The sequence below is a fragment of the Vreelandella hamiltonii genome (assembly GCF_014651775.1).
Classification (GTDB): Bacteria; Pseudomonadota; Gammaproteobacteria; order Pseudomonadales; family Halomonadaceae; genus Vreelandella; species Vreelandella hamiltonii.
Genome location: NZ_BMXN01000013.1, coordinates 34439 through 49745 on the forward strand (window position 1 = coordinate 34439; position 15307 = coordinate 49745).

At 61.1% G+C, this 15307-nt stretch carries 12 protein-coding genes; 6 read left to right on the forward strand and 6 right to left on the reverse strand.

From position 1 onward, the window contains the following. Positions 1 to 117: 117 nt before the first annotated feature. Positions 118 to 663, reverse strand: coding sequence for a hemerythrin domain-containing protein (locus tag IE091_RS11810; RefSeq protein WP_039176212.1), 546 nt, complete (start codon positions 661 to 663; stop codon positions 118 to 120). Between the two features lie 237 nt (positions 664 to 900). Between IE091_RS11810 and IE091_RS11815 the strand changes: the two genes are divergently transcribed. Further along, positions 901 to 2235: a replication-associated recombination protein A gene (locus tag IE091_RS11815; protein ID WP_189463726.1), complete on the forward strand. Its 1335-nt coding sequence runs from the start codon at positions 901 to 903 to the stop codon at positions 2233 to 2235. Positions 2236 to 2297: 62 nt separating this feature from the next. Here IE091_RS11815 and lolA read toward each other — a convergent pair whose 3' ends face one another. Together lolA and IE091_RS11825 are read right to left on the reverse strand one after the other, a co-directional pair. After that, the gene (gene lolA, locus IE091_RS11820; protein WP_016914486.1) at positions 2298 to 2951 is read right to left on the reverse strand and encodes an outer membrane lipoprotein periplasmic chaperone LolA; all 654 of its coding nucleotides are present in this window, start codon (positions 2949 to 2951) and stop codon (positions 2298 to 2300) included. 149 nt (positions 2952 to 3100) lie between these two features. Beyond that, the gene (locus IE091_RS11825) at positions 3101 to 6505 is read right to left on the reverse strand and encodes a DNA translocase FtsK (RefSeq protein ID WP_189463727.1); all 3405 of its coding nucleotides are present in this window, start codon (positions 6503 to 6505) and stop codon (positions 3101 to 3103) included. A 118-nt stretch (positions 6506 to 6623) separates the two neighbouring features. On the opposite strand from IE091_RS11825, the gene aat reads away from it, so the two are divergent. The 3 genes from aat to infA all read left to right on the forward strand — a co-directional run bounded on the left by aat (position 6624) and on the right by infA (position 8494). Continuing rightward, entirely contained in the window at positions 6624 to 7373 is a 750-nt protein-coding gene (aat, locus tag IE091_RS11830; RefSeq protein ID WP_189463728.1) for a leucyl/phenylalanyl-tRNA--protein transferase, read from the forward strand. 31 nt (positions 7374 to 7404) lie between these two features. After that, positions 7405 to 8139, forward strand: coding sequence for an arginyltransferase (locus IE091_RS11835; protein ID WP_039176223.1), 735 nt, complete (start codon positions 7405 to 7407; stop codon positions 8137 to 8139). Positions 8140 to 8275: 136 nt separating this feature from the next. Then, positions 8276 to 8494 carry a translation initiation factor IF-1 gene (gene infA, locus IE091_RS11840; RefSeq protein WP_007111068.1) on the forward strand — a complete coding sequence of 73 codons (219 nt, stop codon included), beginning with the start codon at positions 8276 to 8278 and terminating at the stop codon, positions 8492 to 8494. Positions 8495 to 8692: 198 nt separating this feature from the next. Here the strand turns inward: infA and clpA are convergent, their stop codons facing one another. From clpA to IE091_RS11855, 3 genes are all read right to left on the reverse strand, one after another. Continuing rightward, the gene (gene clpA, locus IE091_RS11845) at positions 8693 to 10969 is read right to left on the reverse strand and encodes an ATP-dependent Clp protease ATP-binding subunit ClpA (RefSeq protein WP_039176236.1); all 2277 of its coding nucleotides are present in this window, start codon (positions 10967 to 10969) and stop codon (positions 8693 to 8695) included. A gap of 155 nt (positions 10970 to 11124) precedes the next feature. Further along, positions 11125 to 11448: an ATP-dependent Clp protease adapter ClpS gene (gene clpS, locus IE091_RS11850; protein ID WP_371317426.1), complete on the reverse strand. Its 324-nt coding sequence runs from the start codon at positions 11446 to 11448 to the stop codon at positions 11125 to 11127. Between the two features lie 281 nt (positions 11449 to 11729). Further along, on the reverse strand, positions 11730 to 13964 hold the full coding sequence (locus IE091_RS11855; RefSeq protein WP_096922595.1) for an NADP-dependent isocitrate dehydrogenase: 2235 nt from the start codon (positions 13962 to 13964) through the stop codon (positions 11730 to 11732). Positions 13965 to 14203: 239 nt separating this feature from the next. Here IE091_RS11855 and IE091_RS11860 point away from each other — a divergent pair, with 239 nt between their 5' ends. After that, positions 14204 to 14806: a pseudouridine synthase gene (locus IE091_RS11860; RefSeq protein ID WP_096922594.1), complete on the forward strand. Its 603-nt coding sequence runs from the start codon at positions 14204 to 14206 to the stop codon at positions 14804 to 14806. Continuing rightward, positions 14803 to 15249, forward strand: a complete 447-nt coding sequence (locus tag IE091_RS11865) for an NUDIX domain-containing protein (protein WP_096922593.1) — start codon at positions 14803 to 14805, stop codon at positions 15247 to 15249. The genes IE091_RS11860 and IE091_RS11865 overlap by 4 nt, the downstream gene beginning before the upstream one ends. The last annotated feature ends 58 nt before the right edge of the window (positions 15250 to 15307 follow it).

Below are 15307 nucleotides of genomic sequence, written 5' to 3' on the forward strand. Positions count from 1 at the left end.
TTGGGGATACGTTGCCCACCTTGCGCTACCCTCTTTGCATGAACGTTTGCATAGATAATCAAAACGGGGCGCTAGTTTAACACGCCCCGTCCAGCGCTGAAGGGGGCAACGCAGGAATTACAGCGAGGGCACCTCGGCACCGCGCAACTCGGCGTAAAGGTCAGGGTAGGCCAATTGGAGACGTTCCAGCTCCTGCTCCGCGCCATCCGGCAGTGCCTGGCGCAGCTCTTCCAGCTCGTCGGAGGTGAAGTGCTGGTCGATCAGCGGGAACAGCCCTTCCCGCTCGTGGCGCAGATAGGCGCGGTGCGCTTCCAGATACGCCTTCAGGTCGTCTGCGAAACGGTCCATGGGTAGAATGTTGTCCATGAGGATCATGTCGATATCATGGGACAGGCGCATCAACCGAGGCTTGAGCTCACGGTAGTCATCGGCCATTTGGGTCATCAGCGGCTGATGCTCCGGCGCTTGAACCTGTAGCCGCTCGACACAGATCCGCTCCAGAGGTGCGGCAAAACCATCCATGTAAGACAAGATGTAGTCGACTACTTCACGCATCAGTTGAAAATCCGGGCGCTCTCCGTCAGCCAGCGTTTTATGCCTGAGCTGAAGCACATGCAGCATGCGCGCCATATTGGCATGATCCAGACGCAGTTGGTTTAACATCGTGCCGTCTCCTTTGATAAGTGTCATACCTCATGCCTCCCCTACAGAAGCCAAGGTACGCGACCATGAGCAGGGTTCTACTACACTAGCGTTAATCCTTGTCTTGCGCCTGGGGGTTTGACCAACCAACGCCGAACGTCCCAGTCACGCCAAAAGGTAGCCTGACGCAGCGCTATTTACCACAGACACTTGTTAAGCGTTGAATGTTCAACGTAACGATTTACAACGGAAGTTGCCATGGATCTTTTTGATACTCACTCCACCGAAGAGGCACCGCTTGCTTACCGCATGCGCCCCCTGACGCTGGACGAATACGTTGGCCAGCAGGCATTGGTGGGGCCAGGCAAGCCGCTGCGCCGCATGGCCGAATCGGGTGTCGTTCGCTCGATGATTCTTTGGGGGCCACCCGGCGTGGGCAAGACCACCCTGGCCGAACTGCTGGCCCGCGCCTCCGACACGCACCTGGAGCATTTGAGTGCCGTGATGGCCGGGGTCAAGGAGATTCGGCTGGTGGTCGACGGCGCCCGCCAGCAGCAGACACCCACGTTGCTGTTTCTGGACGAAATTCATCGGCTCAACAAGAGCCAGCAGGACGCGCTGCTGCCCCACGTGGAGTCAGGGCTGCTGACCCTGATCGGCGCGACCACGGAAAACCCCTCCTTCGAGGTGAATTCGGCGCTGCTTTCTCGTGCTCGGGTCTACGTGCTCAAATCGCTCTCTCAGCAAGAGCTGATACAGGTGATGCAGCAGGCTCTCGACAGCGACAGCCGAGGGCTCGGCAAACGGCGCATTCAGGTGGAATCGGGGGTGCTGGAAGCACTGGCCCACGCCAGCGCTGGCGATGCCCGGCGGGCTCTGGGGCTACTGGAGACGGCCTGCGACTTCACCGACACCGTCGAAGGCCATGAAGTGCTGCGTAAAGCGGTACTGGCCGACGTGGTGGGCCATCAGGCCAGCGCCTTCGACAAACAGGGGGATGCCTACTACGACCTGCTCTCGGCCATTCACAAGTCGGTTCGCTCATCGCGCCCGGACGCCGCCCTGCTGTACATGGCACGCTTTCTTCAGGGAGGCGGTGACCCGCTGGATATCGTGCGCCGTTTGACGGCCATTGCCTCGGAAGATGTGGGCAATGCCGACCCGCGGGCACTGCCACTGGTGATCGCCGCCTGGGATGCCTACCTGCGGCTGGGTGATTACGAAGGCCAGCGCGCCATTGCCCATGCCGCCATTCACCTGGCGGTGGCCCCCAAGAGCAACCGGATCGACCAGGCCTGGAAAAGTGCTCGACAGTTCGTGGCACAGCAGCCTCAGCTGGAAGTCCCCGGCTATCTGCGTAACGCCCCGACCAAGCTCATGGAGCAATTGGGCCATGGGCAAGGCTACCGTTACGCCCATCACGAGCCCCACGGCTACCCGGCCGGTAGCGCACACGACTGCTGGCCAGACGAGATACCGGCCGCCCGCTTTTACGAACCCAGTGAGCTGGGTCAGGAGAAGCGCTTTGCCGAGATCATGGCGTGGCGAGCACAGCAGGACCAACAAGCAGATCAGGCACCCGAAGGTGCCTGATCAAGATACGCTCAGCGAGATACGCTGAGCGGAAAGAGCGTTTTAAACAGCAAGCACGCTGCCTACCACTCTTCACGGATGACGTCGGTGCCGTCCGGGATGTCGAAATCGAACAGGCTGCGGTCGATGCTGCCATTGCGGGTGATATCGCTGAAGGTGATCGAAGTACGCTGCCCGGTGCTGTCCATCATCCACAGCTCGGTCAGGGTTTGCTGGTCAAACACCATGCTGAGCTCTTCGAACAGCGTATCGGCAGAGGTGGGAATCAGCGTAAAGACGTCATCGCCATCCTGCTGCTCGTAGAACACGTCGTAGCTGGCCGTCAGCTCGGTGGCACTTCCGGAAAGCAGTAGCGCCGGCGTGTGCGTGACACGGTCATCCATGGCCTGAACGGTGACCTGCTCCAGGTCCGGGTCGTACAGGTAAACGTCTTCCCCATCGGACACGACGGTTTGCGAATAGGGAGCGTCGACTTCCCAGCGCAGCAAGCCAGGACGTGACAGCCACATTTCGCCATGAGCACTTTGCAGGCGCTGGCCGCTGCCATCGAGAATCCGCTGCTCGAAGCTGGCATGGTAGTTCTCGAGAGGGTCGAGACGCTCGGTGAGGCGCTCGGCCGCTTCGTTGGCCCAAGCCATGGGTGCGGCAAAGGTAAGCCCCAGTGCGCTAGCAGCCAATGCCAATGCAGGCGAGCGACGTTGAGTAGGTTCGCGCATAGTGATTCTCCCTAGGCAGTCATTGCCAAAAGCGGATGAGGCACGGAGCAAGCGCTGCTCCTGATGCCATTCAGACGCGAAAGACGCCGCAGGGTTGCACCTGCGGCGCGACTTTCACGCTTGTTGCATGATTGACGAATACCGATGGCTCAATGGCCCACCGGCGGCGGCGCCAGCACCTCGCGGGAACCGTTACCCCCCATGGAGGAGACCACGCCCGCCCCTTCCATGGCTTCCACCAGGCGTGCCGCGCGGTTGTAGCCAATCTTGAAACGGCGCTGAACCGCCGAGATGGACGCCTTGCGCGTTTCCGTGACGAACTGGACCGCCTCATCGTACAGCGCATCCTGCTCGGCATCGTCGCCCTCCACGCCTTCGGCTTCGAGCCCCGTCAGCGCGTCGGCAGAGACACCGCCCGAGAGAATCTCGTCGATGTACTCCGGCTCACCGCGTCGCTTCCAGTCATCGACGACCCGGTGCACCTCGTCGTCATCCACGAACGCGCCATGGACACGATTGGGCGGGCCAGACCCGGCCGGCAGGTAGAGCATGTCGCCATGCCCCAGCAGGCTCTCTGCACCGCCCTGGTCGAGAATGGTGCGCGAGTCGATCCGTGACGATACCTGGAACGCCATCCGCGAGGGAATATTGGCCTTGATCAAGCCCGTCACCACATCCACCGAGGGGCGCTGGGTGGCCAGAATCAGGTGGATACCGGCCGCCCGTGCTTTCTGGGCCAGCCGGGCAATCAGCTCCTCCACCTTCTTGCCCACGATCATGAACATGTCGGCGAATTCGTCGATGACCACCACGATATAGGGCAGTTTTTCCAGTATCGGGGGCGTCTGGTGCATCTCCCAGGGCTCCGGCTCCCACAGGGGGTCCGCCACCTGGGCACCGGCACGAGCGGCCTCCTCCAGCCGACCATTGAAGCCCGCAATGTTGCGCACCCCCATGGCAGCCATCAGCTTGTAACGACGCTCCATTTCCGCCACGCACCAGCGCAGGCTGTTGGCGGCCTCTTTCATGTCCGTCACCACGGGGGCCAGCAGATGCGGTATGCCATCGTACACCGACAGCTCCAGCATCTTGGGGTCGACCATGATCAGCTTCAGCTCGTCAGGCTTGGCCTTCAGCAGCATCGAGATCAGCATCGCATTGACCCCGACTGACTTACCCGACCCCGTGGTACCGGCCACCAGCAGATGCGGCATCTTGCCCAGGTTGGCGACCACGGGCCCGCCACCGATGTCCTGGCCCAAGGCCATGGTCAGCGGTGAGCTCTCCTGCTGGTAGCGATCGGAGTCGATCACTTCGCGCAGCCGAATCATGGCCCGATGAGGGTTGGGTATTTCGATACCGACCGTAGGACGGCCCGGAATGACCTCGACCACGCGCACGCTTTTCACCATCAGCGAACGCGCTAGGTCCTTGGCCAGGTTACTGATCTTGGAGACCTTCACCCCGGCGGCTGGCTTGATTTCGAAACGCGTGATGACCGGCCCAGGCCAAGTGTCCACCACTTCTGCCTTGACCCCGTATTCACGCAGCCGGACTTCCAGCAGCTCGGCCATGTCCGCCAGCTGCTCGTCTGTGTAGTTGGGCTGATGGGGCTCGGGCGGAGTCAGCAGTTGCAGGCTGGGCACCTCCCCCTCGGGCTCATCTTGGGTCTCGAAACTGGGTCGCTGACTCTGCAGATGCTCGACGGTCCACAGCGTAGGGCCGTTATCGGGCTCTGCATCCGGCGGCGTATCTGCCGCCAGGGTTGGCTCATGGCGTGGCCCTGTGGCTATCGGCGCCGGGCTGACGGGCAGCTCTTCGTCATCCTCGTCCCATACCGGCTCGGGCACGACTTCGGGCACCCGCTCGCGGCGTGGCTCCGCCGCCAGGGGCACCGGGGCCGATTCAACCGATGTCGAAGCAGCCACATGTTCGGGAACGACGGCCAGAGGCGCTTCTTGACGTGTCTCATCGTCCAGGTCGCGGGCGCTCAGCGACGTGGGCGCGGCCAGCGCGGCATCGTCTTCTCGGGAAGCTCTCAGCGGCGCCCCTTCAGAAACGGGTTCATCGACCACTGGTTTATCGATCACCGGCTCGTCAACCTCTGAGCCGGGTGCTGTCGGTTGCGCCTGTGGCGGCTCGGGCACTCGTTCTGCCTTGAGAGCGGGCTCCTGGGCAGGTTCCGGCTCGGCAGTCGGCGTCACCTGGGGCTGTGCAGCCCAAATGCGCGGTTCCGCCAAGGGCGCTGGGGTGTCGGTTTCTTCCGGCTCTGCCAGAGTAAAGCTCGGCTCTCGCGGCACCTTGGCGGGCTCGACAAAGGGCGTTGACTGCTGAGCGGACGCTGTCGGCTGCGGCGCGGCAGACGGCTTCTCCGTGGCGGAAAACGACATCACTGGTTCACGAGGCGGCTCGACCGGCTCCTTGACGAGCTCCTTGGCAGGCACTGCGGCCTCGGGAGCGGCCTCTTCCTGCACGGGCGCAACAGGCGCCTGGGAAGCAGGCTCGGGGCTCGGTGCCGATGAGGCGCTCGACGGTGCAGCATGGCGCTCGCTCAACACGGCCGCTGCTTCCCAAGGAATGGAGGTATCGCTATCGGGAGCCGTTGCCGTAAAACTGGGTTCGCGGCGCTCACGACGCGGAGCAGGTGAGCGCTCGCTTACTTCGTCATCGCCACGGCGGGCTGAAATGGGTGCACTGCTGCCCTGTGGTTCAGGCGTGGCATAGAAGGCATCGTCCGGGTCGGGTTCTGGGTCGGTACTGGTATCGCTAGGCTCGACCCAGGAGCGCTGTTTCACTTTGCTGGCCGCGGCTTTTCCTGCCGCGCGAACGGCAGCACGCTCGGCACGCTTTTCGCGGCTTTTGGCACGACGCGCACCGAACCAGCCACCCACTCGACAAAGCCTGCGCCCTACTTCATCGGCCACCTGCAGCCAGGAAGTACCGCTGAACAGCGGAAAGCCGATCAGGATCAGCGCCGCAGCAATCAAGCCCACGCCACCGCTGCCCACCAGCGGTTTCAGCGTACCCACCAGCCCTTCTCCCAGAATGCCACCAGAGGCGTAGGGCAAAATGCTGTTCGGGTGATAAAAATGCAGTGCGCCCAGCGTGGTGGTGCCAAACATCAGCAACACGAGGCCACCCGCGCGCACGGCAATGGCCACCGGATCCAGCTCGAAACGCACCTGGCGCGAGCGCATCAACCACCAGGCCGAATAACCGAACATGCCTGGCCACCACAGAGCGCTGGCCCCCAACAGTGAATAGAGCACATCGGCCAGCCAGGCGCCGACCGGGCCCATCCAGTTACGCACCTGTGTTTCAGGGCCCTGGTAGGACCAACCCGGATCGGCCGGGTGATAGCTAAACAGTGATAACAGCAAGAAGACGCAGATGGCCAGCATCACCACCACCACGCCTTCGCGTACCGAGCCCTGCAGACGCAAGCCGAACCGGCGCGCCTTATCCTTTGCAGCCGTGACACGCGTCGATGAACGAGATGGTGACTGGCGCGCGTTACGCTGCGTTCGCTTGTCTACCGCCTTATTTACTTTCAAGCGATTCTCCCTTTACACCACATTGGTGTCTTTAATCCACTTGCGAGTTTGCATCATACCGAGCATCCTTCCGCCGTCACAGCGCTTCTAATCAAGCTACTCGTCACAGGAGCAAGCGATGCTACCCTGGCTCTCCTCGCCAACCCCCTTTTTCCCGTCGACCGAGCAGGCATTGGCGTCACCCAACGGCCTGCTGGCTGCCGGTGGAGAGCTTACACCAGCGTGGCTGGTCGAGGCTTACCGAAAGGGTATTTTTCCCTGGTACAGCGATGACGACCCCATTTTGTGGTGGAGCCCGGACCCACGCATGGTGCTGTTGCCTGCACAGTTTAAGCTACGTCGCAGCTTAGCTAAACGCCTGCGCCATGGTGGCTTCAGTGTGACGCGGGATCAACACTTTTTAGCCGTGCTGGATGCCTGCGCGGCGCCGCGCCGGGGCGAACCCGGCACCTGGATCAATGCCGAGATGCGCCACGCGTATCACACCCTGCATACTCTGGGCATCGCCCATAGCATCGAGGTACATCAGGACGGGCACTTGGTGGGTGGCCTGTATGGCCTGGCCATGGGGCCGGTGTTCTTCGGCGAATCCATGTTCTCGCGCGTGCCCGATGGCTCCAAGATCGCTCTCGCCCACCTGGCATATGCCATGCAGTCCCGTGGCGGCCAGTTGATCGATTGCCAGATGCACACCCCCCACTTGGCCAGCCTGGGCGCAACAACAGTCGCTCGCCGCACGTTCATCAACTATCTTGAACAGTGGTTACCGGAAAAAACATTCTGCTTACCCTCAACCCCTTATCAGACGCCTGTCGTGCCCGCCTCGCCCTGGCTTGATGCGCTGCCGAATGCCATCGAGGCGAGATGACGGCGTCACTGTCAACTCAAGGAGGCAAGCCGTGAGTAGTAACGCTCCTCGCCGCCCCGTGCGGGATCTGCGCTTCTTCCTGACCGTTCCTCATGCCTGCAGCTACCTTCCCGACAAGGAAGCGACCACGCTGTTTCTCGACCCACAGGAGTCGCCTGTACCCGGGGTATACGACTCGCTATCTCTGCTAGGGTTTCGTCGCAGCGGGCGACACTTGTACCGCCCACACTGCGAAGGCTGCAATGCATGTCGTTCGGTGCGCATTCCGGTCAACGGCTTCAAGCCCAACCGCACCCAGCGCAAGGTTTGGCAACGTAATACGGATATCACGGTGCGCGTCATGCCCGCCCACTTCGACCCCGGCCACTACGCGCTGTACGCCGATTACATTCGGTTGCGCCATGCCGACGGCGACATGTACCCGCCCAGTCGTGACCAGTACCGTACTTTCCTGACGCTGCAGGAGCCCTACGCCCATCTGATGGAGCTGCGCCTCGAGGATGAGCTGGTGGCCGTGGCCGCGTTCGATCAGCTGGAGCACGGCTTGTCGGCCATTTACACGTTTTTCAAAGTGGATGACGCGTTGGAGAAACGCTCGCTGGGTACCTACGCCATCCTGCAGCTCATCGCGCTTTGTGAAAGCAGACAGTTGCCGCACCTTTACCTGGGCTACTGGATCGAGGAGTGCCGCAAAATGCGCTACAAGCAGGCATTCTCACCCATCGAGGTGCTGGACGGGCGTCATTGGCGGCCTTTGATTCGCTAAACAGGCCAGCTTTTTTGCCTTGACGCCAGGCTTACGGCACAATATAGCGCTGTTCCTGAGCGCCTCGGCGTTTGCCGATGCGCGATGAGTGAATTTCTGACCAACCACGACGTAAAAAAGTGAGGATCTGCCTAATATGGCACGCGAAGATCATATTGAAATGGAAGGCGTTATTGTCGATACCCTTCCCAACACCATGTTCCGTGTAGAGCTGGAAAACGGCCATGTGGTCACTGCCCACATCTCTGGCAAGATGCGTAAAAACTACATCCGCATCCTGACCGGCGACAAGGTCAAGGTCGAACTGACGCCCTACGACCTCTCCAAAGGCCGCATCGTTTATCGCTCGCGCTAATCGCCTGCAGGCAACGCAGTTTCTTGCCTGCGCTTTACCCCCCTGCCTTTCTCTGCAGGCTGTACCGCACTTGCCGTACTGCCACGGTAGCGCCGTATAGTGCCGTACTGCATCGCGCTTTACCGTAATGCGCCGCTCGCTAAAAACGACAACGCCCCGTCGAAGACAGGGCGCTGCGTGTCGTAGGAACCGCGCCCGTCAGGGCGCGTCCGCCATCTCCGTCTCGGTGGAGAGATGCAGTTCCCCCTCCTCCAGACTGACATGTACGATGCCTCCCTGCTCGGCCAACTCGCCAAACAGGATCATCTCGGCCAACGGCTTCTTGAGCTTCTCCTGAATCAAGCGAGCCATCGGACGGGCACCCATGTCCGGGTCATAGCCTTTCTCTGCCAGCCAGTCGCGGGCGATATCGTCCACGTCCAGCTGCACACGTTTCTCGTCCAACTGCGCCTGTAGCTCGATCAGGAACTTGTCGACGACGTTGCGTACCACCGAGGTCGGCAAAGCATGGAACTGAATGATGCCGTCCAGGCGGTTGCGGAACTCGGGTGAGAAAGTACGGCGGATGACCTCCATGGCATCGGTGGAGTGATCCTGACTCTGGAAGCCAATGGAGCGCCGTGACGCCTGCTCGGCCCCTGCGTTGGACGTCATGATCAGGATGACATGGCGGAAATCGGCTTCGCGCCCGTTGTTGTCGGTGAGGCGACCGTGATCCATGACCTGCAGCAGCAGGTTGAAGACTTCAGGATGCGCCTTTTCGATCTCATCGAGCAGCAGCACGCAGTGCGGCTGTTTGGTGACGGCCTCGGTCAACAAGCCACCCTGGTCATATCCCACGTAGCCGGGAGGTGCGCCAATCAGACGCGACACCGTATGACGCTCCATGTACTCGGACATGTCGAAGCGTACCAGCTCGATCCCCATGATGTGCGCCAGCTGCTTGGCCACTTCCGTCTTGCCCACGCCGGTCGGGCCAGCGAACAGGAAGCTGCCCACCGGTTTGTCAGGAGATTTCAGCCCGGCGCGCGACAGCTTGATGGCGGCCGACAGCGTATCGATGGCTTCGTCCTGGCCGAATACCAGCATTTTCAGGTCGCGATCCAACTTCTCGAGCAGTTTACGATCCGAACTCGACACGCTCTTGGGCGGTATGCGGGCAATCGACGCCACCACGGCTTCGACCTGCTCCACATCGATGGTTTTGGCACGCACTTCCGGCGGCAGCATGCGCTGATGCGCACCAGCCTCGTCGATGACATCGATGGCCTTGTCGGGCAGATGACGATCATTGATGTAGCGATCCGCCAGACGAGCGGCACTTTCCAGCGCACCGTCGGTGTACTTCAGCTCGTGATGCTCTTCGAAGCGCGAACGCAGCCCCTTGAGAATCTTGATGGTATCTTCCACCGAGGGCGCCAGCACATCGACCTTCTGGAAGCGACGCGCCAGGGCACGGTCTTTTTCGAAGATGCCGCGGAACTCCTGGAAGGTGGTCGAACCGATGCAGCGCAGTTCGCCCGACGAGAGCAGCGGCTTCAACAGGTTGGAGGCATCCATGACGCCACCGGACGCTGCTCCTGCGCCGATCACCGTGTGAATCTCATCGATGAACAGAATGGCATTGGGCTGCTTGCGCAGCTCGCCCAGCAGGCTCTTCAAGCGTTTTTCGAAGTCGCCGCGGTATTTGGTTCCCGCCAGCAGTGCGCCCATGTCGAGGGAGTAGACGACGGCATCGGCGATCACGTCCGGTACGTCTTCTTCGACGATACGCTTGGCCAGCCCTTCGGCAATGGCCGTCTTGCCCACGCCCGCCTCACCCACCAGCAGCGGGTTGTTCTTGCGACGACGAGCCAGAATCTGCACGACGCGCTCGAGCTCGTGGTCACGACCGATCAGCGGATCGATCTTGCCCTGGCGCGCCTGCTCGTTGAGGTTGGTGGCATAGCCGGTCAGCGGATGGGCCGCCCCTTCGGCACTGCCCTCCTCGGCATCATCGCTCTCTTGTGAAGAAGGTGATGGCGATGGACCGTGACCCGACACTTTGGAAATGCCGTGAGCGATGTAATTGACGGCATCTACCCGCGCAACGCTCTGCTGCTTGAGGAAATAGACCGCCTGGCTCTCCTGCTCGGAGAAAATCGCCACCAGCACGTTGGCGCCGGTCACTTCGCTCTTGCCCGAGGATTGGACGTGGAATACGGCACGCTGCAGCACACGCTGGAAACCAAGCGTAGGCTGCGTTTCGCGGTCGCCCTGCCCTTCCGGGATCAGCGGCGTGGTCGAGTTGATGAAATCCTGCAGATCGGACCGCAGCTTGTCGAGGTTTGCCCCGCACGCCTTCAGTACATCGACCGCCGAGGCATTGTCCAGCAGTGCCAGGAGCAGATGTTCGACGGTCATGAATTCGTGGCGCTTCGAGCGAGCCACGGTGAAGGCCGTGTTCAGGGTCAGTTCAAGTTCTTTGCTCAGCATGGCAGTCCCCTTTTCGCTACTACCTAGGGCATGTCGCCACCTAGGGCTTGCGTCGGATCAGTTTAATCGACCGGCACTTTCAACATCGGGTACAAATGGTGTGGTTGCAAGCCCCAAGGCTACTTTTTTTCAACGCTGCATGCGGTGCAGCATGATCAATCCGCAGCCTCGATGTCGCTCATCAGCGGGTGCTCGCACTCACGGGCATACTCATTCACCTGATAACTCTTCGTTTCTGCAATGTCGCGGGTAAAGATGCCGCAGGTTGCCTTCCCCTGGGTATGCACCGCCAACATCACTTGTACGGCTTTTTCATTATCCATATTGAAAAAGCCCTGCAGTATTTCGACGACGAATTCCATCGGCGTGTAGTCGTCATTATGCAGCACTACCTTGTACAGAGGCGGCTGGGCCAGCGCAGGCTCGGCGGGCTGTACGGCCAGGTCATCTTCGTACTCGGGCATACCAGGACGCGTCATGCCTGCATGCAGAGTCGCTGTCACGTCCAGAGGGTGTGTATTAGGCATAAGTCACGTGCATCATCTTCTTGCTGCTGACAGTCAGGGCCTTGGATCAATTCAAAGACGAGGCTTTTACAGTCCAGGCTTCTACAGACTGTACACCTATGTATAAGACGCCTGCCATCAACAAGGGTTCATGAAAGGTAAAAAATTATCACACAGGAGAGAATAAAAAACCCTCGCCCGCAAGGCGGGCGAGGGATCGATCAGCCGTTGAAGCGCGACGGCTCAGCGCATGATCAGCCCTTGGACACCATGGCCAGCGCGTCGTTGAGGGTCTTGCTCGGGCGCATGGCCTGGCTGGCCAGCTCACCGTTGGGGTGGAAGTATCCCTGGATATCCACCGGCTGCCCCTGCACGCTGTTCAGCTCATCGACGATGGCGCTCTCGTTGGCTTGCAGCGTCTCGGCCAGACGGCCAAACAGGGATTTCAGTTCGGCGTCCTGGTCCTGAGCAGCCAGTGCTTCTGCCCAATACATTGCCAGGTAGAAGTGGCTGCCACGGTTATCCAGCTCGCCCACTTTACGCGATGGCGACTTGTTGCTGTCGAGGAACTTGCCGTTGGCCTCGTCCAGCGCCTTGGCCAGCAGAGATGCACGGGCGTTGCCGAAGGTGCTGCCCAGGTGCTCCAGCGAGGCAGCCAGCGCCAGGAACTCGCCCAGCGAGTCCCAACGCAGGTGGTTCTCTTCCAGGAACTGCTGAACGTGCTTCGGTGCAGAGCCGCCCGCGCCGGTCTCGAACAGACCGCCGCCGTTCATCAGCGGCACGATAGAGAGCATCTTGGCGCTGGTGCCCAGCTCCATGATCGGGAACAGGTCGGTGAGGTAGTCGCGCAGCACGTTACCGGTGACGGAGATGGTGTCTTCGCCCTTGCGGATACGCTCCAGGGAAACCTTCATGGCATCGACCGGCGCCAGGATACGGATATCCAGACCCGCCGTGTCGTGCTCTTTCAGGTAGGCCTCGACCTTCTTGATCAGCTGCGCATCGTGAGCGCGGTTGGCGTCCAGCCAGAACAGTGCCGGAGCACCGCTGGCGCGGGCACGGGTAACGGCCAGCTTGACCCAGTCCTGGATCGGCGCATCTTTGGTCTGGCACATGCGCCAGATATCGCCGGCTTCCACGCTGTGGCTGAACAGCGTCTGGCCTGCGTCGTCGGTCACCACTACGGTGCCATCGGCAGGCATCTGGAAGGTCTTGTCGTGAGAACCGTACTCTTCGGCTTTCTGGGCCATCAGACCCACGTTGGGCACGCTGCCCATGGTGGTGGGGTCGAAGGCACCGTGCTGCTTGCAGTCCTCGATCACCGCCTGGTAGATGGTGGCGTAGCAGCGGTCCGGGATCACTGCCTTGGTATCCTGCAGCTCGTCGTTGGCGTTCCACATCTTGCCGGAATCGCGGATCATCGCTGGCATGGAAGCATCGATGATGACATCGCTGGGCACGTGCAGGTTGGTGATGCCTTTGTGGGAGTTGACCATGGCCATGGCGGGACGCTGCTGGTAGAGCGCATCCACGTCGGCCTTGATGGCCTCCTGCTGGTCGCCGGGCAGCTTCTCGATGGCGCTGTACAGGTCACCGATACCGCTGTTCGGGTTGAAGCCTGCGCTCTTCAGCGCTTCGGCATGCTTCTCCAGCACGTCCTTGTAGAACTCTTCGACCACGATGCCGAACATGATCGGGTCGGACACCTTCATCATGGTGGCCTTCAGGTGCAGCGAGAACAGCACACCGCTTTGCTGGGCATCGCTGATCTGGCTGGCGATGAAGCTGCGCAGACGACGGCTGCTCATGCTGGCAGCGTCGATGACTTCGCCTGCTTTTACCGCCAGGCCCTCTTTCAGCACGACGCTGCCGCCATCTTTCTGCTGCAGTTCGATCTTCAACGTGCCCGCTTTTTCCATGACCGCCGACTGTTCGCTGCCGTAGAAATCGCCTTCGCTCATGTGAGCGACGTGGGATTTGGAGTCGGCGCTCCAGGCACCCATGCGATGCGGGTACTTGCGGGCGTAGTTCTTGACCGACTTCGGCGCACGGCGGTCAGAGTTGCCTTCACGCAGAACCGGGTTGACGGCACTGCCCTTGGCCTTGTCGTAACGCGCCTTGATGGAGGCTTCTTCGTCGTTCTTGGGCTCTTCAGGATACTCGGGCAGCGGGTAACCCTGGCTCTGCAGCTCTTTGATGGTCGCTTTCAGCTGCGGGCCAGACGCACTGATGTTGGGCAGCTTGATGATGTTGGCTTCCGGCGTGGTGGCCAGCTGGCCCAGCTCTGCCAGGTCATCGCTGACCCGCTGTTCGTCGCTCAATACGTCCGGGAACTGCGCCAGGACACGCGCCGCCAGAGAGATATCGCGGGTTTCCACTTCGACACCGGCCGAGTCGGTGAAGGCATCAATAATCGGTAACAAGGAGTAGGTAGCGAGCGCAGGAGCTTCATCGGTGAGCGTATAAATGATCTTCGGCGTTTTAGACATTTTGCGTTAACCTCTTCTTTTCAGTCGCTGTGATTATAAAAAATCCTGAGCTACGCGGCTCATACAACGAATAGCCTTGCCGCGAAGCGGGTGGAGCATCCTGTATGCGCTGCCCCTATGGTCACTCGGTGGTAAAACGACGCCGGTACATCTCAAACGGCTGCGCCGGAGTATACCAGCGCTGCACTTTAATCGCATGAGCGATTGTCGACAAATCAACTGACCTGCTATTCGAGACCATGAGCACGCTATATTTACTGCACAAGCCCTACCGAATGCTTTCCCAGTTTACCGACCGGGAAGGCCGCGCCACCCTGGCCGACGTGATCAGCGTGCCCGGGATCTACGCCGCAGGTCGGCTGGATTACGACTCCGAAGGCCTGCTGCTGCTCAGCGATGATGGTGCCTTGATTCACCGCATTGCCCACCCTCGCCACAAGCAGCCCAAGACCTATTGGGTACAGCTGGAAGGCCAGCTCACCGACGACGCCCTTCACGGGTTGCGCTCCGGGCTGATGCTCAAGGATGGCCCGACACTGCCCGCCAAGGCGCGGCGCATGGCGCCCCCCGACCTGCCTGAACGAACCCCCGCCGTCGACCCCAAACGGCACCCGGTGACCAGCTGGCTGGAGCTGACCATCAGTGAAGGCCGCAACCGCCAGGTACGCCGCATGACGGCGGAGGTAGGCTTCCCTACCCTGCGCCTGATACGCGCGGCCATTGGGCCTTGGCGGCTGGAGGGGCTGGCGCCCGGCGAGTGGCGCAAGGAAACCCTCCACGCGCCGCGTCAGGCACCGGCCAAAACGGCACGCACCCGCCCAACTCGGAGAAAGCCGCGATGAGCCGCCCGATCATTCGCAGCACGGTGGCCTGCGTGATTCGCGAAGGGGAGCGCTTCCTGATGGTCGAAGAGGACAAGGGTGGCCCGCTGACGCTGTTCAACCAGCCCGCGGGCCATATCGAACTGGGTGAAGGCCCGATGGCCGCCATGCTTCGCGAAGTTCGGGAAGAGACCGCCTGGCACGTTTCACTCACCGGCTACCTGGGCCTCTACGTGCTGCATACCGAACAGGGCGATACCTTTCACAGCCACGGCTTCGTGGCCACGCCGCGCCACTCGCTCGGCACACCGCTGGATAACGACATACTGGCCACCCACTGGTTGACCCGCGCCGAGATCGCCACGCTGGCCAGCGAGCGTCGGCTACGCAGCCCGCTGGTGCTCCAGCGTATCGACGATGCCCTGGCAGGTCGCCACTACTCGCTGGACGTGATCCGCGAGTGAAGCACTCGAAGCATCCGGCTCCCATCGTGTATAATCGCCGCCCACTTGCATACCACTT